This is a genomic window from Pseudomonas sp. N2-3-1-14 (assembly GCF_041228395.1).
Classification (GTDB): domain Bacteria; phylum Pseudomonadota; class Gammaproteobacteria; order Pseudomonadales; family Pseudomonadaceae; genus Aquipseudomonas.
In genome coordinates, this window is the sequence record NZ_CP166199.1 from 2,350,602 (window position 1) to 2,372,852 (window position 22,251).

The 22,251-nt window shown below is 60.4% G+C and carries 18 protein-coding genes and 3 pseudogenes; 2 read left to right on the forward strand and 19 right to left on the reverse strand.

The features are described 5' to 3' along the window. The first annotated feature begins 65 nt into the window (after positions 1-65). Positions 66-767 carry a VacJ family lipoprotein gene (locus tag AB5I78_RS11000; protein WP_315975597.1) on the forward strand — a complete coding sequence of 234 codons (702 nt, stop codon included), beginning with the start codon at positions 66-68 and terminating at the stop codon, positions 765-767. A gap of 45 nt (positions 768-812) precedes the next feature. Here the strand turns inward: AB5I78_RS11000 and AB5I78_RS11005 are convergent, their stop codons facing one another. From AB5I78_RS11005 to AB5I78_RS11060, 12 genes and pseudogenes are all read right to left on the reverse strand, one after another. Further along, on the reverse strand, positions 813-2,348 hold the full coding sequence (locus tag AB5I78_RS11005) for a diguanylate cyclase (protein ID WP_369302705.1): 1,536 nt from the start codon (positions 2,346-2,348) through the stop codon (positions 813-815). 184 nt (positions 2,349-2,532) lie between these two features. After that, a pseudogene (locus AB5I78_RS11010) lies at positions 2,533-2,734 on the reverse strand (alcohol dehydrogenase catalytic domain-containing protein); the annotation flags it as partial. Positions 2,735-2,822: 88 nt separating this feature from the next. Beyond that, complete coding sequence (locus AB5I78_RS11015) at positions 2,823-4,463, reverse strand: AMP-binding protein (RefSeq protein WP_369302704.1); 1,641 nt, start codon at positions 4,461-4,463, stop codon at positions 2,823-2,825. Between the two features lie 78 nt (positions 4,464-4,541). Beyond that, a pseudogene (locus AB5I78_RS11020) lies at positions 4,542-4,826 on the reverse strand (methyl-accepting chemotaxis protein); the annotation flags it as partial. Continuing rightward, positions 4,812-5,825: pseudogene (locus AB5I78_RS11025) on the reverse strand (PAS domain-containing protein); the annotation flags it as partial. The pseudogenes AB5I78_RS11020 and AB5I78_RS11025, both read right to left, overlap by 15 nt. Before the next feature lie 28 nt (positions 5,826-5,853). Beyond that, entirely contained in the window at positions 5,854-7,104 is a 1,251-nt protein-coding gene (locus AB5I78_RS11030; protein WP_369302701.1) for a GTP-binding protein, read from the reverse strand. Continuing rightward, positions 7,101-7,763, reverse strand: coding sequence for a nitrile hydratase subunit beta (gene nthB, locus AB5I78_RS11035; protein ID WP_369302700.1), 663 nt, complete (start codon positions 7,761-7,763; stop codon positions 7,101-7,103). The genes AB5I78_RS11030 and nthB overlap by 4 nt, the downstream gene beginning before the upstream one ends. Before the next feature lie 41 nt (positions 7,764-7,804). Continuing rightward, a complete protein-coding gene (gene nthA, locus AB5I78_RS11040) occupies positions 7,805-8,398 on the reverse strand; it encodes a nitrile hydratase subunit alpha (RefSeq protein ID WP_145163493.1) in 594 nt (197 codons plus the stop codon). 85 nt (positions 8,399-8,483) lie between these two features. Beyond that, a complete protein-coding gene (locus AB5I78_RS11045) occupies positions 8,484-9,998 on the reverse strand; it encodes an amidase (protein WP_262206208.1) in 1,515 nt (504 codons plus the stop codon). Between the two features lie 190 nt (positions 9,999-10,188). Further along, complete coding sequence (locus tag AB5I78_RS11050; protein ID WP_369302699.1) at positions 10,189-11,055, reverse strand: transporter; 867 nt, start codon at positions 11,053-11,055, stop codon at positions 10,189-10,191. A gap of 83 nt (positions 11,056-11,138) precedes the next feature. Continuing rightward, positions 11,139-12,197, reverse strand: coding sequence for a phenylacetaldoxime dehydratase family protein (locus AB5I78_RS11055; RefSeq protein WP_369302698.1), 1,059 nt, complete (start codon positions 12,195-12,197; stop codon positions 11,139-11,141). A gap of 42 nt (positions 12,198-12,239) precedes the next feature. Further along, complete coding sequence (locus tag AB5I78_RS11060; protein WP_369302697.1) at positions 12,240-12,401, reverse strand: hypothetical protein; 162 nt, start codon at positions 12,399-12,401, stop codon at positions 12,240-12,242. A 359-nt stretch (positions 12,402-12,760) separates the two neighbouring features. Here AB5I78_RS11060 and AB5I78_RS11065 point away from each other — a divergent pair, with 359 nt between their 5' ends. Beyond that, positions 12,761-13,696 (forward strand): helix-turn-helix domain-containing protein, encoded by a 936-nt coding sequence (locus tag AB5I78_RS11065; RefSeq protein ID WP_369302696.1) that lies wholly within the window; start codon positions 12,761-12,763, stop codon positions 13,694-13,696. Positions 13,697-13,723: 27 nt separating this feature from the next. On the opposite strand, the gene AB5I78_RS11070 is transcribed toward AB5I78_RS11065, so the two are convergent. The 7 genes from AB5I78_RS11070 to AB5I78_RS11100 form a co-directional block, all read right to left on the reverse strand. Continuing rightward, positions 13,724-14,707 carry a helix-turn-helix domain-containing protein gene (locus AB5I78_RS11070; protein WP_145163502.1) on the reverse strand — a complete coding sequence of 328 codons (984 nt, stop codon included), beginning with the start codon at positions 14,705-14,707 and terminating at the stop codon, positions 13,724-13,726. 72 nt (positions 14,708-14,779) lie between these two features. Next, the gene (locus AB5I78_RS11075) at positions 14,780-16,258 is read right to left on the reverse strand and encodes an aldehyde dehydrogenase family protein (protein WP_369302695.1); all 1,479 of its coding nucleotides are present in this window, start codon (positions 16,256-16,258) and stop codon (positions 14,780-14,782) included. A 72-nt stretch (positions 16,259-16,330) separates the two neighbouring features. Next, a complete protein-coding gene (locus tag AB5I78_RS11080) occupies positions 16,331-17,179 on the reverse strand; it encodes a VOC family protein (RefSeq protein WP_145163506.1) in 849 nt (282 codons plus the stop codon). A 22-nt stretch (positions 17,180-17,201) separates the two neighbouring features. Then, on the reverse strand, positions 17,202-18,848 hold the full coding sequence (locus tag AB5I78_RS11085; protein ID WP_369302694.1) for a bifunctional 3-(3-hydroxy-phenyl)propionate/3-hydroxycinnamic acid hydroxylase: 1,647 nt from the start codon (positions 18,846-18,848) through the stop codon (positions 17,202-17,204). Positions 18,849-18,869: 21 nt separating this feature from the next. Continuing rightward, on the reverse strand, positions 18,870-19,691 hold the full coding sequence (locus tag AB5I78_RS11090; RefSeq protein ID WP_369302693.1) for an IclR family transcriptional regulator: 822 nt from the start codon (positions 19,689-19,691) through the stop codon (positions 18,870-18,872). A gap of 3 nt (positions 19,692-19,694) precedes the next feature. After that, positions 19,695-20,546, reverse strand: a complete 852-nt coding sequence (locus AB5I78_RS11095) for a fumarylacetoacetate hydrolase family protein (RefSeq protein WP_369302692.1) — start codon at positions 20,544-20,546, stop codon at positions 19,695-19,697. A gap of 232 nt (positions 20,547-20,778) precedes the next feature. Beyond that, positions 20,779-22,224 carry a carotenoid oxygenase family protein gene (locus tag AB5I78_RS11100; RefSeq protein ID WP_369302691.1) on the reverse strand — a complete coding sequence of 482 codons (1,446 nt, stop codon included), beginning with the start codon at positions 22,222-22,224 and terminating at the stop codon, positions 20,779-20,781. Positions 22,225-22,251: the final 27 nt, after the last annotated feature.

A 22,251-nucleotide genomic window follows, 5' to 3' on the forward strand; every position in this document is an offset into this window, starting at 1 on the left:
TCACCGCAGCGAAGGAACGGCTTGCGCGCATCAAATCAGATGACTTCTTTGAGTGGGGAATAACCATGTGTGCCTTTCGTTCCAGTGTAAGCCGTTGCGTCCAGGTGCTTGCCTGCGCCTGCTTCATCACAATCTCACCGCCTTCGCGTGCGGACGCCGACGCAGATCCATGGGAAGGTATTAACCGACCTATTTTCTCATTCAACGACACGTTGGATACCTATGCACTCAAACCACTCGCCCAGGCCTACCAATTCGTCACTCCCCGGGTTGCTCAAGACGGCATTCATCATTTTTTCAATAATCTGGGGGAGGTCAAAAATCTGTCCAATAACTTACTTCAAGCCAAGTTTCATAGTGCCGGCGTGGATACGAGTCGCTTTTTACTCAACAGCACGATTGGCCTGGCGGGGTTGTTTGACGTCGCGACGCCCATGGGGCTGCAGCGCAGTGACGAAGATTTCGGTCAAACCCTCGGTTACTGGGGGGTAAATAGCGGCCCTTACCTGGTACTGCCGCTCCTGGGGCCAAGCACACTGCGCGATGCGCCTGCCATCCTTCCCGATGCCTACACCAATCCGGTCCGCTACATCGGCGACGTTCCTACCCGTAATAGCCTTTACGGCGTGAGCCTGATCGACGGACGGGCTCAATATCTGACGTCCGAAAAGCTCATTACGGGCGATAAGTACAACTTCATTCGAAGTGTCTATTTGCAAACCCGAGCGTTCAAGATCAACGGGGGAGCCGTAAAGGACGACTTTTGATCGGGACGTGACCCACCAGGTCGTGATAACCCTGCATCCGGCTTGTTACGCATTGGCAAGCTGGACTTGATCACGACCCTTTGATTTAGCACTGTACATAGCGCTGTCCGCGCGCCGCATGAAAGCATCAAATGACTCCGATGGCACCCACGCCGCGACGCCGAAGCTACACGTTACCTGGCCCGCCTCCTCAAAGGGCAGGGCGCTGACGAGGGCTCGAAGCTTTTCCGCCAGCCGCTTTGTGTCGTGCAGTTCGCTACCCGGGCAGATCAAGGCAAACTCTTCGCCACCTGTTCTGCACAGTAGATCGGATTTGCGCGTTGCCGAACGTATTCGTGTACACAATGCCTTCAGCACGTTGTCACCGCATTGATGCCCTCTGCTGTCGTTGATGCGTTTGAAGTGATCAACGTCGAACATGATCAGCGATAGAGGCTGGTAGTGGGTGTTAGCTTCAATGAGCAGGCGTTCCATCAGCTCTTCGAAGTGCCTGCGGTTATACACGCCCGTCAGGTGGTCGGTAATGTTCAATAAACGCAGGGCTTGCGTGCGCTCTTCAACAAGAGACAGGGCCCGCGCGCGCTGCGTGATCAGCAAGTACACCATCAACGTCATCAGCAGCGTCAATCCTGTTCCGAACACGGCAATCAGACTGATAAACGATGCGTGACTGTTGGAGCTCAAAAATGCTGCGGTTGGCCGAAACCGCATCAAGTAGTGTTGGTCGGCTACTTTCAACACGCGCTGAGCGTAAAGCGGCGATGGTGCAGCTGGCGATAAGCTCTGATAAATGTTGTCTTCCTGATGCTGTGTGTCGGTCAATGACAGCGTCACGTTCAGTCGTTGCAGACTGGGTAACGGAATGCTTTGTTCCATCAAGGAGGCCAAGCGCATTGTCGAGACGATGAAGCCCTGCAAACCTTCATCGTTCACTGGCGCCTCGGAGGACTCTTTGAATACGGGAGCGACAAAGAAAACCCCGGCCTGGCCATTGCTCATTTTCAACGGTTCCGACACGACCATTTGATGTGTTTCTCGTGCCTTCTTCAACAGGGCCTCGCGATCCGGGCGGGCGATGACATCCATGCCAGGGGTAACCTTCACGTCATCGCGCTTCGATAAATAGAGCAAGACCATGTGTTCCGGGCGGCGGGTGAGGGGGGCTTCGGCACCGGTGATTGGATTGATCTCATGATACGCAAAGTCACTCGTACCATTGAGCAGCGCCTTGGTGTGAAACACTTGTAGATCCTGCTCGAGAATCCTCGGTACCCAACCGTACGTTTCGCCCTCTTCGACGAGAGGCGTGACGAACCCCATAAACTCCTTTTCCGTGACATCGTCGGCGTTGATGAAGAAACGCCTGACGGTGTCCAGTTTCAAGTCTTGAACAGTAAAACGTCGCTGCAAGCGACTGAATCGTTCGTCAACCTCCAGTTGGAACGCAACGGCAACGGTGCGCTGCTCTGACCCGTGGTAAAGAATCAGTACCAAGCTCGTTACGGCCACCCCAGCCAGGCACACAAGAATGCAGAGGGTCACGTCGGATGCTTTAAGGGCGCTCTTACGAAAAGGCATCATTTCGTGTTCCTTACTCATCGCCAAAACGAACTGCAACCGCCTGAAGGGCTTTCTCGATTATCGGCACACCTGCCAATATCTTTATAGATCAGGTGCGGCAATACGGCGTTTATAGAGTAAGCGAGGAGCCCACACACCTGTACATTGCCGGTGGCAGGTGAATGAGTCTAGAACGCGGTCACGCCGGCTGTGCGACGAGGTTCAGGTCGGCCTGGTGTATACCGACGTACTCGGCAAACGACCCCCAATGAGTGAAGCCCGGTTGAAACTGGGTAGTGCAGACTTGCGGGTTACCGCTGTTGCACTCGCGACACGCGCCACATCAGCCTGCAAAGGGCGACCGTCACACGGTCGCCGACCTTCCACCGGGTGATGTCCCTGACAACTCCAGGGCTCTGCGCTGGAATTCCGTGCGGCTTAGCACAACACTCGCGCCGTGCTGTACACACGTAGCCGCTCCCGACGGCCCTGGCCTTATTTGTCGAGCGCCTGCTGCCTTGCCATTTCCTGGCTGCGCAGAATGAACCGCTGCAGTTTGCCACTCGGTGTCTTGGGCAGTTGTTCAACGAACTCGATTTCCCGTGGGTACGCATGTGCGGCCAGGCGCTGTCGCACATGCAGGCGCAAGACTTCTGCCAACTCGGCGCTTGGCAGGTACTGACGGTTCAGTACGACAAACGCCTTGATCAGCTCGGTGCGTTGCGGGTCGGGTTTGCCGATGACGGCGGTTTCAACCACCGCCGGGTGTTCAATCAGCGCACTTTCCACATCGAAAGGCCCGACGCGATAACCGGACGTGGTGATCACGTCGTCGTTACGGCCGACGAAGCTGATACTGCCGTCGTCATTGAGCTCCACGATATCGCCGCTCAAGTAATAGCGGTCGACAAAGGCCTTGGTGTGCATACCGAAGTAGCCGTTGAACCAGCACAGGGGCGAGCGCTCGCGATCCACCGCCAGCACGCCTGGCCGGCCAGTCGGCAATTCGCGATGTGCGTCATCCAGCACGACAATCCGGTACCCCGCAACCGCATAACCGGCCGAGCCCTCACGTACCGGGTGGCGCAAGCCGTGGTGATTGCACAGCACCATGCCGATTTCAGTCTGGCCGTAGTGGTCGTGGATGACCACACCGAGTTCTTCGGCAAACCACCGAATGACTTGCGGGTTGAGCGGTTCGCCGGCGCTGCTGATGACACGCAGGTGGCCACGCACGGCGTCGGCGAACTCAGCCCCTGCTGCGATCAGCAGACGATAAGCCGTCGGCGAGCCGGCCAGGTTGCTGATCGCATACTTGGCGATGATCCGGCAGGTACTGTCCACCGCAAAAGGGCCGTCATAGAACAGCGTGGCACGGCCACACGCCAGCGGGCCGGTCACTGCGTAGTACAAACCATAGGCCCAGCCGGGGTCGGCGAGATTCCAGAAATGGTCGTCCTCTCGCAGGTCAATCGAATCACGCATATAGCCCTTGAAAGCCAGAATGGCGCTTAACGGTACCTCCAGCGGCTTGGCCGGCCCTGTGGTACCCGACGTGCACATCAGCAGGAACGGTGCGCTGGCGTCCAGCAACTCAGGCGTGCAATCCGCCTGTTGACGACTCAGGGCGGCCCAGAAGTCGTAATCACCCGGGTGCCGTGGATCAGCGCCGGTCACGATGATAGGGGGGCAGTCAGTGACCTCGTCGAGCTTGGGGCGATTATGGGCATCGGTCACGATCCAGCGTGCCTCGGAGCAGCCCAACCGCTGCTCGATCGCCTTTGGGCCGAATGCAGTGAAGAGCGGTTGGTAGACCGCGCCGATGCGCCAGGTACCCAAAATGGCAATCAACAGTTCAACCGTGCGTGGCATCAGGCCTGCTACACGTTCGCCCGGCTTGACCCCTTGCTCTCGCAGAAAGTTGCCGAAGCGCGCAGCCTGTGCCTGCAGTTCGCTGAAGGTGTAGTGCGTGGCGTGGCCATCCCGGGTTTCGCAATACAACGCCACGGCATCACCGTCGGCGTGCCGATCGCAGCATTCGATGCATGCGTTCAAGGCGGCCAGCTCGCCGTGCAAATCCTGGGCGGCCAGTTGTAGATAATCGAAAGATCTCACTGCTGAGTCGTAATCGCGCATAACGTACCTGATTATTATTGTTGGAATATGCCCTGTGTGCACTGGCCCAGTGCACGCGCTTTCAAGGTGTTAGCTGTCCATCATTTCGGCTGCTTGCTGTGTGGCCTGGCTGGTTCGGGTGGCCAGCTTGCGCACTTCATCGGCGACCACGGCAAACCCGCGCCCGGCCTCGCCTGCGCGCGCCGCCTCAATGGCGGCGTTCAACGCCAACAGGTTGGTTTGGCTGGCAATGCCCTGGATGGTGGCGACAATCTGGGTCAACTTGCTGAGGGTTTCCTGCATCACCCGATGTTGTTCCGCCTGAGCCTCACGCATCGTGCTTTCTTCATGGTGGGCATGGATATCGGTGATGGCGCCCACCACTCTTTGCGGTGAACCGTCCTGTGCGCGGCGCGTTTGCCCCCGGCCGCGAAACCAGCGGTAAGCGCCACTTTTATGTTTGAGTCGATAATCCACATCAAACGGGGTCTTGCCGCTGCGGTCATCAACGTGGGCGACAAACGCTGCGATTGCCCGCGCGCTGTCCTCGGGATGCAGGCGCGAGGTCCAGCTTTCCAGGGTGTTGGGGAATTCTTCAACCGTGCTGCACCCCAGCAGCCGGCGCATTTGCGAAGACCACCAAATGGTATTTGTCGGGTTCGCAGGGTCGCCAGCCACGACCTCGATGTCCCAGAGCCCGTCATGCAGCATCTCCCGGGAAATGTCGAAACGTGTGGCCGCCAGTTCGAGCGCTTCGGTGTGCAGGTGCTGGTCGTGAATGTCACGCAGGATCCCACCGATGGCGAGCGGTACGCCTTGCGTATCGCGACATGAATCGCCGCTGATCCTGCACCATCGATAGTCACCGTCTGATGCGGACTTCATCCGCACCTCGAGCGCAAAGGGCGTCCGCCCGTTGCGGTCGGCAAGATGCCTGGCAAGCGCCTCCAGGTGCGGTTGCCGATCAGCCGGGTGTAGCTGTTCGCTCCAACGGCCAAGCTGATCAATACCTTGGGCCTGGATCGATGCAGACCCCGTCCACTCCATCCTGGACTCCGCCGCGGGTGCGGCGGCGCCCTCCAGGTCCAGCGACCAGAACAGTTCATCTGCGCCTCGGGTGATCAGTGCCCAGCGTGCTTGCAACTGGCGCAAATGTTTGTCGCGGTCAGCCAGGCGCTCGTCCAATTGGCTGACGTGCAAGGTCAGTGCGCGCGTTTGCTCCTTCAGGGCTTGTCGCTCCTGCAGCAGTTGCTCGACGCCTGCAAGGATGCGGCGCAATAACGGGTGGTTCGACGATAACGGCGTGCTCGCCTGGTCAGGCTGCTCCAGCCTGTCGGCAAGTGGCGCCAGTACCCAGCGGGTGGTTCGGCTGAAAAAAAGCATGGAACACCTCTACCTCGATCAAATGGGTTCAGCCTGCAAGCGAGGGCGTCGGGCATGTCGACAAGGCCCGGGCGTCAAAGGCTGTCGCCCCCGGCAGGGCTTGCCAGGCCGACGGGCCGGCGGCGATTTCCCGAGCACTCAGCAGGCAGTGGTCGAGTTCGCGCTGCAACGTGTGGGTATCCAGATCCTGGCCGATGAAGACCAGCTCTTGCCGGCAATCCCCGACAATGCTGTCCCACTTGGCCATGATGCTTTGCAACCGATATTCATCCCGCGGCCATTGCGACGGCTCGATGAAGTTCCACCAGTGGCCGACATAGTCCCACTGGAACTGCTTGCCGCTCTGCACCAGCAGGCCGGTTTCCCGGTGTCGGCTGGCGAGCCAGAAGTAACCTTTGCTGCGCAGCAGACGCCCGTTGCACCAGGGCCGCTGGAGAAAGTCGAACAATCGCTTTGGGTGAAAAGGCGCGCGCTCGCGGTACACCCAGGACGTCACGCCATAGGTGTCCGACTCGGAGGCCGGTGCGTCGCCGGCCTCCATTTTCTTCATCCAGCCCGGCGACGCCGCAAGGCTGGGCAGATCAAACAGATGGGTATCGAGGATGCTGGATAACTCAACGTTACCCTCAACCATCGGCACGATCCGCGCGGTCGGGTTAAGGCCGGCGAGGATCGCGTGCACGGCCTGGTAGCCAGGCTCATCGAGCAGGTCCAGTTTGTTGACGAGAATGACGTTGGCATACTCCACCTGCTCGATCAGAAGGTCCGCCAGAGGGCGCTTGGGTGTGTCCTCCTGCGCGTCGTCGCGTGCCACGGTGTCCGGCGACGCCAGCAACGCCTGAAAACGACTGCCATCGACCACCGTCACCAGCGTATCGAGCCGTGCCAGTTCGCTGAGGCTGAAGCCCTGTGCGTCCAGGAAAGCGAACGTCTCCGCCACGGGCATGGGCTCGGAGATCCCGGTGGATTCAATCAGCAGGTAATCGAAACGCTGCTGGCGTGCCAGGGCACTGATCTGTTCGAGCAGATCGGCGCGCAGCGTGCAGCAGATGCAACCATTGCTCATCTCGATCAACTCATCGCGGCCACGGTGCAGTGATACGTCGCGCTGCACCTCTTCGGCATCGATGTTGACTTCGCTCATGTCATTGACGATGACCGCCACCCGCAGGCCTTCGCGATTGCGCAGGATATGGTTGAGCAGGGTGGTTTTGCCGGCGCCGAGGAAGCCGGAAAGTACCGTTACCGGCAGTCGGCCCGCCTGGGCGCCGTCAATCATGTGTTCACCGCAGGTTGGCTTGCGGCCTTATCCAGGTAGCTTTCGAACAGGTCGACCACCACCAAACCCTCATCTGCGGCGTCCCCCCACAGGTCCTGAGTGCGAAACTCGACGTGGTAGGTGGGCTGATGCGCCGCGCTCAGGTCGCCATGGCCAATCGCGTCCGGGAATGGCCACTGCGCGGATGTGCGGTGCAGGACCACGCCTTCTTTGCCACGCACATAGGCGGGCATGCGGGTATGCCCGGCCACATACTCGTCTCGCACGAGCACTCGGTCGCCCACCTCAAAGTGCGCTCGACCGGTGATCGCCGGGCGACCTTCAGCATGAGCGGGATTCGCCAGCTTGAAGTGAGCACCCAGGGCCTGATCGAGTTCCGCCTGGGTGATGACGCCTGTTTCGACCAGCAGGGTGGCGGTCGCGATGACATAGCGTTCGTAGTACTGGGTGCCGACATGTTGACGAACATCCAGGCGTTCGACGGCGTGGCGTATTTCGTCCACGCTGAACTTTTTCAAGTGATCGGCACCGACAAACATCAGGCTGTAGGCCAGGTGCTCCCAGTCCTGCTTGAACACCTGTTTGTAGCTCAGGCTGTTGATGGTATGAGGGACCTTGCCAAAGCCTTGAAAACCACCGAGATCGTGAAAACCATCCATCGTGAATACCTCTGAAAAGTGAAAGAAACAAAGCGCCCCGGTTACGCTACGTGCGGTAGCGCCACGCCGATAAGGACATCCTTGGTGATCAATTTTCGAAGCGCTTCTTCATCCATGGATTCGCTCCCCTGCGGCCGCACAGGCAGCACCAGGTAGCGGCTTTCGGCGCTGGTGTCCCACACCTTGATGGTGACCGAGGCCGGCAGGTGCGTGCCCAATTCCCGCAGGACGGTGCGCCCTTCGCGAACCAGCCGCGCACGGAATTCGAAGCCCTTGTACCACTCCGGCGGCAAGCCGAGCACAGGCCAGTTGGTGCAGGAGCACAGGCTGCACACAATCACGTTTTTCACGCTGGGCGTGTCTTCCAGGGCAACGATGTATTCACCCTGCGGGCCGGTGTAGCCAAACTGGGCGCACGCTGCGGTGCCGTCCTTGAGCAGCAGTTCACGAAACTGCGGGTCCACCCAGGCCTTGGCCACAATCCGAGCACCATTTTCCGGGCTCCATTCGTGCGCCATCAGCTGTGTCATGTGCTCGATGTAACCGTCGGGGATCAGGTCCTTTTGCTTGAGCACTTGCAGTAACGCCTGTGCTCGTTCACCCGGGGTTGACGTGTTTTTTTCAGGTGTGGTCATGAGTTGATTCCTCATCGTTGATCTTCCAGGCAGCGCCTGACGGCTTATTCTTTTTGCGCTGCTTCTTTTGGCGCTGCAGGACCGGCTAAGAGTTTTTCCAGTCAACAGACGCTTCGAACGCCGCGGCAGCCTGGTAAATCGTGCCTTCGGCATAGTGCTTGCCCACCAGCATGAGCCCGACAGGTAAGCCGTCTACCAGGCCGCAGGGAATCGACATGGCCGGATGGCCGGTGATGTCCTGGGCGGAGGCGTTGCCGATCATTTCCAGGGCTCGGGCCACATACTCGGTGATCGAGCAACCCGGCTCCGGGTGGGGCTGGGCAATGATCGGCACGGTAGGCATCACCAGCAGGTCATAGCGCGCCAATGCCGCGTCATAAGCGGAGCGTGCCAGGCGCCTGAGGTTTTGCGCCTTGGCGTAGAAACGGCCGTTGTAGCGCTCGACACCGTATTGACCGACGAACATGCACAGCTTGAGAGAGGCCGACAGGTCATTGGCCTGATCGCGCCATCCGGCTTGCTTGTCCAGCAACCCGACGTCATACAGCCCTTGCCAGTTAAAGCCGGCCCCATTGCCGTGCATCATCTGCATCGTCAGGCCCTCACAGCCGATGGGGTGCCACAGCGAACCGGCAATCTTGTGTTCCGGTACCGACACCTCCTCGACCTGCGCGCCCAGCTGCGAAAACCGTGCGATGGCATTGCGTACAGACGAAGCCACGCGCGGGTCCTGGTTGGCCAGTTCGAAGCCTTCGCGCAGGATGCCGATCCTGAGACCGCTCACGCCGCGCTCCAGGTAATCGCTGTACGTGTCGACCTGCGGGGCGGCTTGTCGCGGATCGAGCCCGTCCGCGCCGGCCATCACCTCCAGCATCAAGGCGTTGTCGCGCACATTGGCGGTGATGGGGCCGGCATGATCGATGGTCGCTTCGATGGCCATGATTCCGGTGTAAGGCACCAGGCCGTGGGTCGGCTTCATGCCGTAGGTGCCGCAGAATGCGGAAGGAATCCGGATGGAGCCGCCCTGGTCGCCGCCGACTGCCAGGTCGACCTCGCCCGCGGCAACCAGCGCCGCGCTGCCGGAAGACGATCCACCCGAGGCAAACCCATGGCGATAAGGGTTGTGCACCGGTGCGGGGTCGGAGGTGTGACTGCCACCGGACAGGCAGTAATGCTCGCACGTGGCCTTGCCGAGGATGGTTGCGCCCGCATCCAGCAATCGGGTGACGACGGTGGCGTCGAACGCTGGAACGTGGCCCTCCAGCGGCTTGGCACCATTCATCATGGGCACGCCAGCCAGTGAAATATTGTCCTTGAGCGCGACCGTTTTACCGGCCAGTTTGCCTTCACGGGCGCCGCTGACTTCCGTGCGCAAGTACCAGGCGTTCAATGGGTTGTGTGCGGCCGATGGGCGATAGCCCGAGCTGCGTTCGTAACGTACAGGCGGGATAAAGTCGGGCAACTCGTCAATCAGGTCGTAAGCGTCGAAGCTTGACTGCATAAGAAGCAAGTATTCATCAGCTTGCTCGGGGCTGAGCTGCATGTGCAGGCTGCTCGCGATATCCAATAGCTGCTCAAGGGTGGGGCGAACGATTGCCATGGTGGGGCGGTCCTTATCGTCAGTGGCCGAAGAGCACTGTGTACTCGTCAATAATCAGTGGGCTTGGTGTTCAAGATAGTCCGCGCCTGCGGTCGCAGGCTTGGTTGAAAAAGACATCGACTTGGCTGAGCCGGACAGCCCTGCGCCAAGGCAGCAGAGGTCTGCGATGGCTGTCCGGTGGACGCTTGCGTCAAAAGATGCGGGCGTAACGCAGGTTCATGCGAAAGTCTTCCTTGGCGCCATAGTCCACCGAGAGATCCTTGCCCAACTGCAGTTGGATCTGGTCCTTGGGGGTGACGAATTTGGTGGCCGTCAGACGGAAGTTGGTTGTGCCCAACTCGTTATCCTGATTGACGTGCTCGACGTTCGTCTCGCCTCCCCAGGTGCGCCCGACGCCGATAGCAAATGCGGTGGTGGCGTCCGGCATGTAACGGCCCATGATCTGTGCTGCGTAGGAAACGTCTTGCTTCATACGGTCGGCATTTGCACCATAATCAGTGTTGTCGCCATACCAGGTAGCGCCGCCGACCAGGTCCATTGCCCATTGTTCTGTGAAGTGCTTGACGTAGGCACTCTGCAGTTCGAACTTCCAGCGGTTCTCACCGATATTCAGCGCGTCATTCTTGTCGTAGGTGCCGGTGGGTACGTACAGATAGGGAGCGACACTGAGGGTGTCGCGGGCTTCGTTGAGCCGCCACTTGACCGGCGCGGTCAGGATCAAGTCGCCGACGCCACGGGTACTGCCCAGCGTCGAGGCATCACCTGCACTGGAGACGTGCCCGAACGGCAAAAGGAATTGCGGGTCGATGGTGACCGTGTCACTGAGCGCGTAGACATGGAGCAGGCGCAGAATGCCGACGTCTGAGCTCAACCTGTAGTCAGAGCTGACCTTGTGCCCGTTGGCGTAGGCCGAGTCCGTGGTGGAGTGCTGGTAATAAATCGCACCGATGGTCGCGCCGACCGGGTATTGCTCATAGTCGCCAGGGGCTACTTCACCGGCGTTCGCGTGAAGTACGGGCAACAGGGTGGAGAGTGTCAGCAGGCGAATCTTATTCATCTTTTATTCCTCGCACAGGGAGACCGGGCCACCCGGGGAGGGTGGCAAGGAAGCCGAAATTGGGCTGTAAGCGCCGATGGCGCTCAGGCGGTTGGCGACAGCGCGTCGCGCAACATGCCGGTCTGCGAGTGACAGTTGATGTACTCGAATACCTGGCTCTTGGCGTCTGACACGGACACTTCGTGGTACAGCCGTAACTTTTTCAAACCCGCGGCCACGCGGAAGAACGTCACGAAAATACGCAGGTGGGTAGGGTGGGATTCGGCCCAGCGTTCGAGTTTTTCCACCGAGCGCCAATGGCCGATGTTGTAGCTCAGGTCGAGAAAGTTGCCGTCCATGTCGATATTGCGCACGAACCTGTTGCTGTAGCAGCCCAGGGGTTGGCCGTTGTCACGCAGGAAGTCCATGCCGTCCTGCAAGGTCGGCAAAATTTCGTCGAGGTACAGCGAGCGTTCGTCCGCCTCGGCATCCGCCCAATCCTGGCCTGAACGAATCAGGGTGAGGTTGTCATGCCCCAGCACCACGACCCGGCCGCCTTTGGCAGGGTCACCCGCGACCACTTTCAGCTCAGTGGTGGGCTTCATCCAGTCGGTCTGGGAGATCGGGAAGCGGTCGCGCATCGAGCCCCAGTAACCGTGTTCTTCGATCTCGCCACTGGTGGTATCCATGACTGCGCCGACACCGGGCAAGTTTTCCTGGAAGGCGTACAAGGTCTCGAACTGCTCGGCGCGCGGGGCGGTGATTTCGCGGAAATAGCCCAGGCCGTCACTGAGCCGATCCGGCGAACTCCACCAGTCATTGACCTGGGATGAGCGCAACCAGCGACAGTGGGCGCCAGGGTCTTTCCAGTACCCGACCACAATCAAATTATCAAAACCGCTGCTGTCGGTGTGGTGGGTCAAATCATGGGTTTGCGGGCCATCGGCCAGGCTGAAGCTGCCGACGATATGGCGCATTGCCTGCAATGCAGCCTTGCGCTGGACCTCGCCACGATATTGCACGCCGAGATAGGCCATCACCACCTGTTCCAGCTGTTCGTCAGCGCGCGCGACCCACATCGGGAACGGCGGTTGATACTCGTCGGGCACGCGGCGGGACAGGGTGCGTGGGCATTTGAGATGTGTGTCGATTGCAGATTCCATGTTGAGCTCCTCGTTATTTTCGTTCAGGCCTACGGGTGGGCGTCAGCGCTTCGGCGGCAGGTCGCGCTTGGCGACCTGCCATCGGTGCAGCAGCGTCATGGCCCCCCATTCAATCAACCAATAAGCCGACTCTTCAGGTGCGAGGTCGCGCCTTTGCAGAAGCCAGGAGGAATCAGCCATTCGTTGTGAATAGGGTCGATGCATGGCATGCCTCATCAGCGGTGGGGTGAGCTGCTGTGAGGTGGAAATTAGGCTGGGCGGCGAGGGCGCGCTTTGTTCGACGAGACAACCGTTTGGTTGGAAAAGACAATGCTGAACTGCAATTGCACCTGTGGTCCGCGTTGGTGCACGTGAGCCAACCGCGTGACGTGCGGTGCTTCTAAATGGGGATGACGGCGAAGGCGATAGCACCGAAGCCTGGCGAACGTCTCGATGGAAATCGCACGGCGGCACCTGAAGAGGCCTGCGGCTGCGCTTGGCCTGCTAATTGCTTTTGAAGGCTGGATATTGGCCGCAAATCAAACCTATCAAGCGTCAATTGCATCGTTGTTGAGGTCAGTGCCATGAACCCAAGCACGCAGTATTCGACCCTTGCCGTAGCGGCGCCCCGTCGCTTTGATTACTGGAAAGAGGTGGTTTGCCGCCATTGCCTGTCGGCAGATAGCAAACCCTTGTCCCAGAGCAGTTTTGACGGAGCGCTTGCCATCAACACTGTCGGCGATCTGGACATCTGTTCGTTGTCATCGCCGCTGCATTACTGGGAACGCTCCGAGCGGCACCTGCGCAGCGGACCGGCTGAAGACTTATGGTTGGGCTTCTCCCGAAATGGCCATGGACAAATTGAGCAAGGCGGAAGAAAAGCCAACCTGGCAACCGGAAATTTGTTTCTTTATGACGCAACTCAAGCGTTTCGATTCAGCTTCGGTGGTACCGAAAACCACCTGGTCCGTATTCCGCGAGCCTTGTTGACCGAGCGTCTGCCACGGATCGCCGATTACACGGCGATGGTCCTCGACGACCGGCGCCCCGGCGTCATTCCACTGCGTGAAATGTTGCGACAGGCTGCGAGCGCACCGACGTCGTTGCAGGATGAGCACATCTCGAATCTTTATTCAGGCGCATTGATTGACCTGCTGGTGATCAGCCTGGAACTCCAGGACCTGAAGACAACCCACCAGGAGCTGGACCTCTACGGCCGCATCATGAAGTACATTCAACGGCACCTGACCGAGCCGGACCTGTCGATTGAAGTCATCGCGCAAGCCCACAATGTGTCCACGCGAACCGTTACGCGCGCCTTCGCGCGGTACCAGAAAACCCCGGTTGCAGAGATTTGGAAAGAGCGTCTGAATGCCAGCCGTGAGGCGATCGAGCGCGGCCAGGTGCGCAGCGTGTCCCAGGCGGCGCTGGACTTCGGGTTTTCTGACTTCTCCCATTTCAGCCACGCGTTTCGCAAGGCCTTTGGTGTTGCGCCCAATACCCTCTTGCGTCGAAGTTGAGGCGCTTGATGCGCAAACGGCTGGCGACTAACCCCGGCTTTCGCTGGCCGTTTCCCGGAACAATCGGGGCGACATGCCAAATGTCGATTTGAAGTGCCGGCTGAAGTGCGAGCTGCTGCCATAGCCCCACGCATAGGCGATCTCGGTCAGTGAACGATGGGCTTGTTCGCGGTTGCGCAGGTCCTCGGCGCAACGGGACAGCCGACGCTGCCAGATGTATTCGCTGACACTGCACCCCAACTCATCCTGAAACGCGCGGTGCAAACTGCGCACCGAGCACTGCTCTGCGTTGGCGATGCGTTCGGTGCTCAGGTCGCGGTCAGCCAGGTGGCGTTCGATATAGGCCTTGAGGCGGTTCTGCTTGAAGAAGCGGAAGTCATGTTCGAGTTGTTTTTCGTCCTGCTTGTTCTTCAGTGCGTTGTCCAGCAGCCCGGCGATACTGTCGCCGATCAGTGCGGCCGAGTGGCTGTTGAGCAACGGATAGTGCTGGTAGGCGTCGCTGATCAGGTGCATCAGCATGCGGCCCAGCCCATTGCGGGCGTTCAGGTGCATGTCGCCGGGGTGTTTCAGTTGCCCGTTGGCGCCCTGGAACAGTAGCAGAAAGTGCTCGCAGCCCTGGGGGCTCGTGACGCTAAAGGGTTTGCCGCAATCGACCAGCAGCATTTCGTCCGGCGCGACGGTGCTGTGTTGCTGGCCTTGGTCGAAATGACTGACCCCGGCGATTTGCAGGATCAGCATGCGCGGCGTGTCGAGCACGTCGAGCGCCTGGCTCAGGTGGCGGGAGTAACGATGGGCGCTGGCGGTCATGCGGCAAAAACGCAGTTGGCCCAGGTCACCGTATTCCAGCCGGCCCTGGAAGTTGCCGTCCTGCAACGGGTCGATGCTGGTGGATTCCAGGCGCTTTATATACTCCGGCGTGCGGCCCAGGTGATCACTCATGAACTCTTTCCACTTCATCAGCCGGTCAGAACAAACGACCTGTTCGGTGGACACACAGGCTAGATTATTCATTGTTTCGCCCTTTTTATTTTTGGTGTTGGCTGACCGGGCGAAGGCTGAGCCTTGCCCGATCCTGGCACGCGATCAGAACGGGTAGTGATGGCCCCCGGCTTGCCAGGTGACCCAATGTGCACGGGTAAATTCGTCCAGAGCGTAGTGGCCGTTGAAGCGCCCAAGGCCGGAGTTCTTTTCGCCGCCAAAAGGAGCATTCGGCTGATCATCGACGGTAATGTCGTTGATATGGGTCATGCCCGCCACAATCCCACGGGCAAAACTCAAGCCGCGCGCCATGTCACGGGTAAACACCGCACTCGACAGACCGTACTCGCTTGCGTTGGCCAACTCCAGGGCATGCGCCTGATTTTCTGCCACCATCAGCGGCAACAACGGCCCGAAGGTTTCATCCCGGGCCAGGGCCTGGTCGGGGCCCACTTCGCCGAACACATGGGCCGGCAGCACCAGGCCGCGCGCCTGGCCGCCGCACAATTGCTTAAGGCCGGCGCGCTCGGCGGCGTCGATTTTACCCAGCAGGCCATCGAGCTGGCTCTGGTTGACCACCGGCCCGATCACCGTGTCGGCCAGGGCCGGGTCACCGGTCTTGAGGTTGCGCACGCGCTCGACCACCAGCGCCGCGAAGTCGGCATACAGCGAGCGGTCGACAATGACCCGGTTGACGCTCATGCAGATCTGGCCCTGGTGCAGGAAGCGCCCGACCACTGCGGCATGTGCCGCTATCTCGATGTCCGCATCCGCCAGCACCACCAGCGGCGCGTTACCGCCCAGCTCCAGCGCCACGCGCTTGATGTGCTTGCCGCCGGTGGCGATACGTCCGACATTGCGGCCCACATCCGTGGAGCCGGTGAAGGAGATCAGGCTCGGTATCGGGTGCTCGACGAACGCATCGCCTATCTCCGAACCTGCGCCGACCACCACGTTCAGCGAGCCCGCCGGGAAACCGGCTTCTTCGAACAGATGGGCAATCAGCAGGCCGCCGGTGACCGCCGTATCGCTGGCCGGCTTGAGTACCACGGTATTGCCCAGCGCGAGTGCCGGGACCACTGAGCGCATGCTCAGGTACAGCGGGAAGTTCCAGGGGCTGATCACACCGACCACCCCCAGAGGCTCGCGGAACACGAAGCTCTGTTCGCCAGGCTTGTAGCTGGTCAGGATCCGGCCCTCGACCTGCATCGGCAGCGTTGCGCACTCGCGCACCAGGCTGAGGGTGAATTGCCATTCCATGCCCGCCTTGATACGGGTGCTGCCGGACTCACGGATCAGCCAGTCGATGATTTCTTCGCGACGGTTCTGGATGACCTGGGCGAGTTTTTCCAACTGCGCGCTGCGTTGGGTCGGTTGCAGCGCTGCCCAATCGGTTTGCGCGCGCCGGGCGGCCTGGTAGGCGTCGTCCAGGTCGGCCACCGAGGCCAGGGGCATTTCCAGCAAGGACTCGCCGTTGAAGGGGTTGCGGTCGTCCAGGCGTCGTGCAGAACGACCTGCGCGCCAGGTGCCGTTGATGTACTGGTCGCCGTTGATGGCGTAGGGCGCGATGATTGGAGTTGTCATTGTCTTACCTTAGAGGCAGGTAGCCGCGTCAATTTAAGGGGAGGAGAGGGCAGGCCCTGTGGTTGAACGTATTCAGCTTCGGATCCAGGCGCGCCCCCAGGAATTGAGGGTGTATTCCTCTTGTGGCCAGACCCCGGGTGGACGGCTGGCTTCGGTGATTTCCAGCTCGGCCGAGAACTCCAGGCGGTTGCGGTCAGCGTCGACCACCATGAAGAACAGATTGTTGCCGGGACCGTGGCGACCCGGGCCGAAGAACAGGGTGATGCGTTCCTTGGCGAAACGGTCGCCCCAGTCGCGAATGTCGTTCCATTCATTGGTTTCGTAGCAATGGTGGTCCCATTCGTTTTTCGAGCCGCGGAAAAACGCCAGCGAATGGTGCTCATCGTCCGAGCGCAGGAAACAGGTGGTGAGCTGGCCGCTTTGCTCGTCCACGACATTGTCCGAGACGGTAAAGCCCACTGTGTTGACGTAGAAGTCGATCATCGCTTCCAGTTCGGTGGTCTGGAACACCACGTGCTGCAGGCGTCCCGGCATGCCCTTGGGGTTGGCCGTGGATGCGTTGCGGGCGACGCCAAAGACGGTTTGCCGTCCCTGGGGATCACGGATTTGAAAGGCGCCCGCTTCCAGCAACGGCGAGTCGAGCGGTTCGACGCTGCACCCTTTGCCTACCAGGCGCGCGTGCAACTCGCTCAAGCGCGGCTGGCTGCCCAGGTCGTACGCCGCGGCGAGCAGGCCGCTGTGGTCGGCGGGCGAAATCAGCATGGCGCGCTGGGGCCCCTGGAGCAGCCAACTGCCGTCGGCTTGCGCCAGGCCGTCCATGTCCAGCAGACGCCGATAGAACTCGACTTGCTGCTGGGGATCTTTGCTTGCCAGGTGCAGATAGCACAGGCGTGCGGGTGTGGAAGTCTGCAAGGTTTGCATAAACACCTCTGGGGCTGAAGGTTCAGGGGTAGACGGGCGCCATGCGTGGCTCAGCCGCGCAGTTGTTCGTCAGGGTGATGCCGAACAGCGTCTGCAATGATTCGGCGGTCTGGTCTTGGGTGGCCATGTCGAAGATGGCGGCGATATAGCGATCCGGGCGTAGCAGCAAAAACTGTTGGCTGTCGCCGAGCACGCCCTTGAGCGCCTCTTCACGGTCTTGCAGCACGGTGCAGCCCGGGAGCGATGGCAGTGTCTGCCAGTGCGCGGGCAGGATCAGGATGCGCTTGGCTTCCAGGTGGTCCCAAAGACCGTGGTGCAGTTGGTCAAGACGCTGGTGGGCAGGGTCGCCATATTGAATAAGCGCAAAACCGTCCCCGAGGCTTGCGTCCAGCAGGTGGGCATGGCCTTGGGCGTCGGTCAGCAATGGTTGAGGAAACATTTGCCCACAGGCCAGCTTTCCCGCCTTGCCTTCGGGCAGCACCAGGCCTTTGGTAAACCGCGGTTTGGGTTTGAAGCGCATTTGCAGGAAATAATCGCGCAGCGGTGGCACCAGGCCTATCAATGCGAAGGCGGCGCTGATCAAACGAGCCCGCAGTACGGTGGCCGGGGCCATGACCACGCCCAGGTTCAGGGCCAGCTTGATCAAGGCCCAGGCATGGTCGCGCCGTTCGCTTTCGTAGGACAGCAGGGCGGTCGCGGCCATTTTTCCCTTGATGACGCCGATCAGCTTCCAGCCAAGATTGTGGGCATCGCGAACGCCGCTGTTCATCCCTTGCCCGGCGTAGGGCGGGGTCAAGTGTGCGGCATCGCCGGCCAGAAAGACGCGGCCCACCTGCCAACGCTCGGCAACGCGGGCATGAAAGGTGTAGACCGTCTTGCGCACGATGGACACCGGGGCATCCCCCTTGAACGGACGAAGCAGTGTGTGCAGGCTCTCGGGGCTCAGTGCCTGCGCATCGGCTTCCCCAGGCTTGAGCTGGAACTCGAAGCGCCGTGTGCGGTGCGGGCCGGGTACTTCCACGACCGGGCGTCTGGCATCGCAGTACACGCGGGTCTGCCAGAACGGGTCGTCGTCCTGGTCGGTATCGACCACCAGCCAGCGTGAGGCGAAGCTGGACCCGACCATCTCGATCCCCAGTTGCTTGCGCACCGGGCTGCGCCCGCCGTCGCAGGCGACCAGGTAGCTGGCCTTGACGTCGAGCAGTTGGCCATCGGCGTCCATGATCAAGGCACGCACGCCGTGCTGATCTTGAGTGAACTCCAGCAGTTCGTGACTGAAGCGTGCTGTCAGGCTCGCAAAACGCTCAAGGCCGTTCTTCAGCGTGCTTTCAAACAACGGCTGGCGAAAGGCGTTACGTTTGGGAAACCCATACACCTTGCCGGTGGGCTCGACCTTGCCAAAGCAACGACCGCCCGGGCGGGTAAAGTAGTGCACGCCGTAGCCGGGCACCACGTCGCGCAGTACGGCGTCATCCAGCCCGATCGCCTGCATGGTGCGCAGGGATTCATCGTCGATCGAGACGGCGCGGGGTTCGGTCACGGTACCGGCCTTGCGGTCGATGATCAGCGTGTCGACATTGGCCTGGCCGAGCAGGTTGGCCAGGGTCAGCCCGGTGGGGCCGGCACCGATGATCAGGACTTGAGTGCTGAAGCTGTTGAGGGTTGTCATTGTTATTCCCTTCCAAAGGTTTCAGTCCGGCTGTCGGGGGGCGTGGGTGAGCGCCGCCATGCGTTGCGAAAGCGCCTGCGCGAGGCTGAGCATCTGTGCCCCTTGTTGCGCTTCCAGGGTGTTGTCGCGCTCTTCGATCGGACGAACGCAGCTGATGCTGCCAACCACCTTGCCGTCGCTGTCGAGGATCGGCGCCGCCAGGCCGTAGACACCGGGATCAATTTCAGCCGCGCTGGCGACATACCCCTGGCGGCGTAGTTGCTGCAGTGAGCGGCGGAACTGTTCCCAGGTGTGGCCCAGGTTGCTGGCGCGGACTTCGTCGGGGTTTTCCAGGAACAGTTGGTTGTGCTGGCGCGAAGTCATGTTGGCGAGGATCGCTTTCGAGGTGGCGCCGAGGAACAGCGGCCTGGGTGAACCACGGGAATAGCTGACCTCACTGAACAACTCGCCCTGTTGGTGGATGCACACCACCTGGTCCTTGAACAGCCGGCAGATCAGCCACACTTGCTGCTCGCTCCAGCGCGGCAGGTCCTGCTCCAGGGACTGTGCCGCGCGCACCAAGGGGTCGCTGAGGCGCAATTGGCGGTCCCAGGTGATAATCCGCGCGCCCAGCGCGTAACGTCCGGCCTCGACTTGAAACAACAGGCTCGCCTCGGCCAGTTCGCGAACGTAGCGGTAGATGGTCGAGCGGGTATAACCGAGCTCCGCGCCCATTACGTCGACCGCCCAGATCGGGCTGGCTTCGGTGAATAAATCCAGGACCCGCAGCATGCGTTCCAGGCTCGAGCCTTTGTTATCGGCGTCCTGTTCCGGCGGGGCTTGTGATTCAGACACTGGCTTCATGGCTTACTGCTCGTCGGCGATGCTGTTGTGCAGGATGCCGATACCGGATATCTCGACCTCGACGGTATCGCCAGGCTTCATCCAGACCGGCGGTTCGCGGAAGGCGCCGACACCACCGGTGGTACCGCTGACAATCACATCGCCGGGCGCCAGTTCGGTGAAGGTTGAGCAGTACTCGATCAATTGGCGCACGTCGAAAATCATGTCGCTGGTGCGGGTGTGTTGCATCACTTCGCCGTTCAGGCGCGTGGTCAATTCCAGGTCCTGGGGGTCGCCGATTTCATCGCCGGTCACCAGCCAAGGACCGAAACCGCCGGTGTTCGGAAAATTCTTGCCAGGCACGAACTGGATCGTGTGCTTCTGCCAGTCGCGGACGCTGCCATCGTTGTAGCAGGCATAGCCGGCCACATAGTCCAATGCATCCGTCGCTTTGACGTGCCGTGCGGTTTTGCCGATGACCACCGCCAGCTCGCCTTCGAAATCCAGTTTGTGCGAAGCCTTGGGGCGAATGATCGGTTGCAGGTGGGCCACCTGGCTGTCGGCGAAACGCGTGAAAATCATCGGGTAAGTCGGCATTTCACGGCCGGTTTCACGCACGTGGGTGGCGTAGTTGATGCCGATGCACAGCACTTTGCCGGGGTTCGCGATAACCGGCAGGAACGTCACGTCTGCCACTGCCACGCGTGGCAGTGGCGCGAGCACGGCTTGGGTCAGTTCTCCCAGGCGGTTGGCGGCAATCGCCTGCTTGAGGTCGGCGCCAAAGGTGGCCTTGACCGATTCCAGGTCAATTATCTGATCACCGTCAACCACACCGTAAGTCGTGCGGCCTTGAACAACGAAGCTTGCGAATTTCATGAAGCGTCCTCTCGGAAAGGGGAACGGGAGCGGGGCAGTAATGGGGTTAATCTAGGCTTGTGCATTAATCCTGTAAAGTGGGATTTATGCATAAATCTCGTATTGCGGAATAAGTGTGGGTTTTGTGTTCGATCATCGAATCGAGATTTCCAACGCCAAGCAACCCGTGCCATTCCAGGGGGTGGATGGCGACGGGTGTGGCTATTGGAGGAGAGGGGAATGCCAGGCCGACTTAACGTGGCACCCAGCAGCCGTGCAGCGACATGCGCATGCGAAACGGGATTTTGATGCGTGCGATAGGGCCCGCTGACATGTCAGCCGAGTCCAGTACCACCAGTTCGCTGCGGCCTTCGGCAATCAGGTTGAGCAGGCAGACCACGTAGCCATCACCTTCCGGTGCCTCAGCCGAGCGTGGAATGAAAATGGGCTCCTGAAAGCATCCGCTGTCACCGGGGAACCAGGCATCGGTGACGCCGGTTGTGAGGTTGAGGTGCGCCAGCAGGTTGAAGAATTGAAACGGCATCGGCCCGTTCGACGGGTTATAGGGCCGCTGCGGATCGAAGGCGAGCAAGAACCCGTGTTCATACTGGCGTCCGATGTAGCGGTCATCGCAGCGGGGAAACTCGCAGGGGTAGTCCGTCAGTGCCTGGGGTTGCAGTTCATCCTGCGAGCTGTGGAGGTCGAACACCCAGCGCATCAGGCTGGCTGCCAGGGTTTCCGGCGGTGGTACGAAGCCGTCCGCTTGGGGGAAGAAATAGAAAATATTGCCGCCGGTGACCGGCATGTCCAGGTAGATTTTTCCGTCTTTGTCGAAGGCATTCAGGGTATGGCCCTGGAAGCCGTCCTTGGGGCCCTTGAACCAGCGCACGTCCCGCGCGTGCCCATGGCGGGGCACCACGGCAAACAGCTGGGGCAGATCGGGCTGCCACTGGAAATGCTGGCCGCCGTTTTTCATGCGTTCGACGTCCACCGTCAAGGGGATCAGTGGGAACACCACGTAATGCTCGGTGACCGCGAAGTCGTGGACCATCGCGGCGTAGGGCGCCTGGAACCAGATCTCATGCAGCAGTTTCCCCTGCGGCGAAATCTCGAAATAGGCCATGTCGGGTGTGCCGTCGCCTTTGGCTTCGTAACTGAAGGCCAGCAGGTTTCCGGTGACCGGGTCGAGCTTGGGATGGGCCGTGAAGCTCGCAGCGTCGATTTGCCCGTCGAAATTCCACTCGCCGAGGGTCTCCAGCGTCTGCGGGTCCAGCGCCCAGGGCATGGCATCCTCCTTGAGTGCCAGCAGAACGTTGTTGTGCGCGATCACCGAGGTGTTGGCGGTGGTGTTGTTTTTTGCCGCGAGCGGGTCGTTGGTGTAGGCGTTGCGGTACACACCATTGAGCGAACGTCCTTCACGGCGTTGAGCGACCAATCGGTCGGTCAACACGTAGCGGCGGCGCAGCGAGACCTTGCCATCGGCAAAGTAAAAGCCGCTGACCAGGGCGTCGCCGTTGAAGAATATGTCGGTGCCCAGCATGGGCGGGTACTGCGGGTCCGGTGACACCTGGTAAAAGGTGCCACGGATCGCCTCGGGGATCGCGCCTTCGACCTCAAGGTCATACACCTCGCCTTCGACGCGGCTGGGTGTGTACAGCGCCCCGGAAAATTCGGGGGTGTTGGGGAATGGAGTATTCATCGCTTCATCTCATGGATCGGTTTCGTT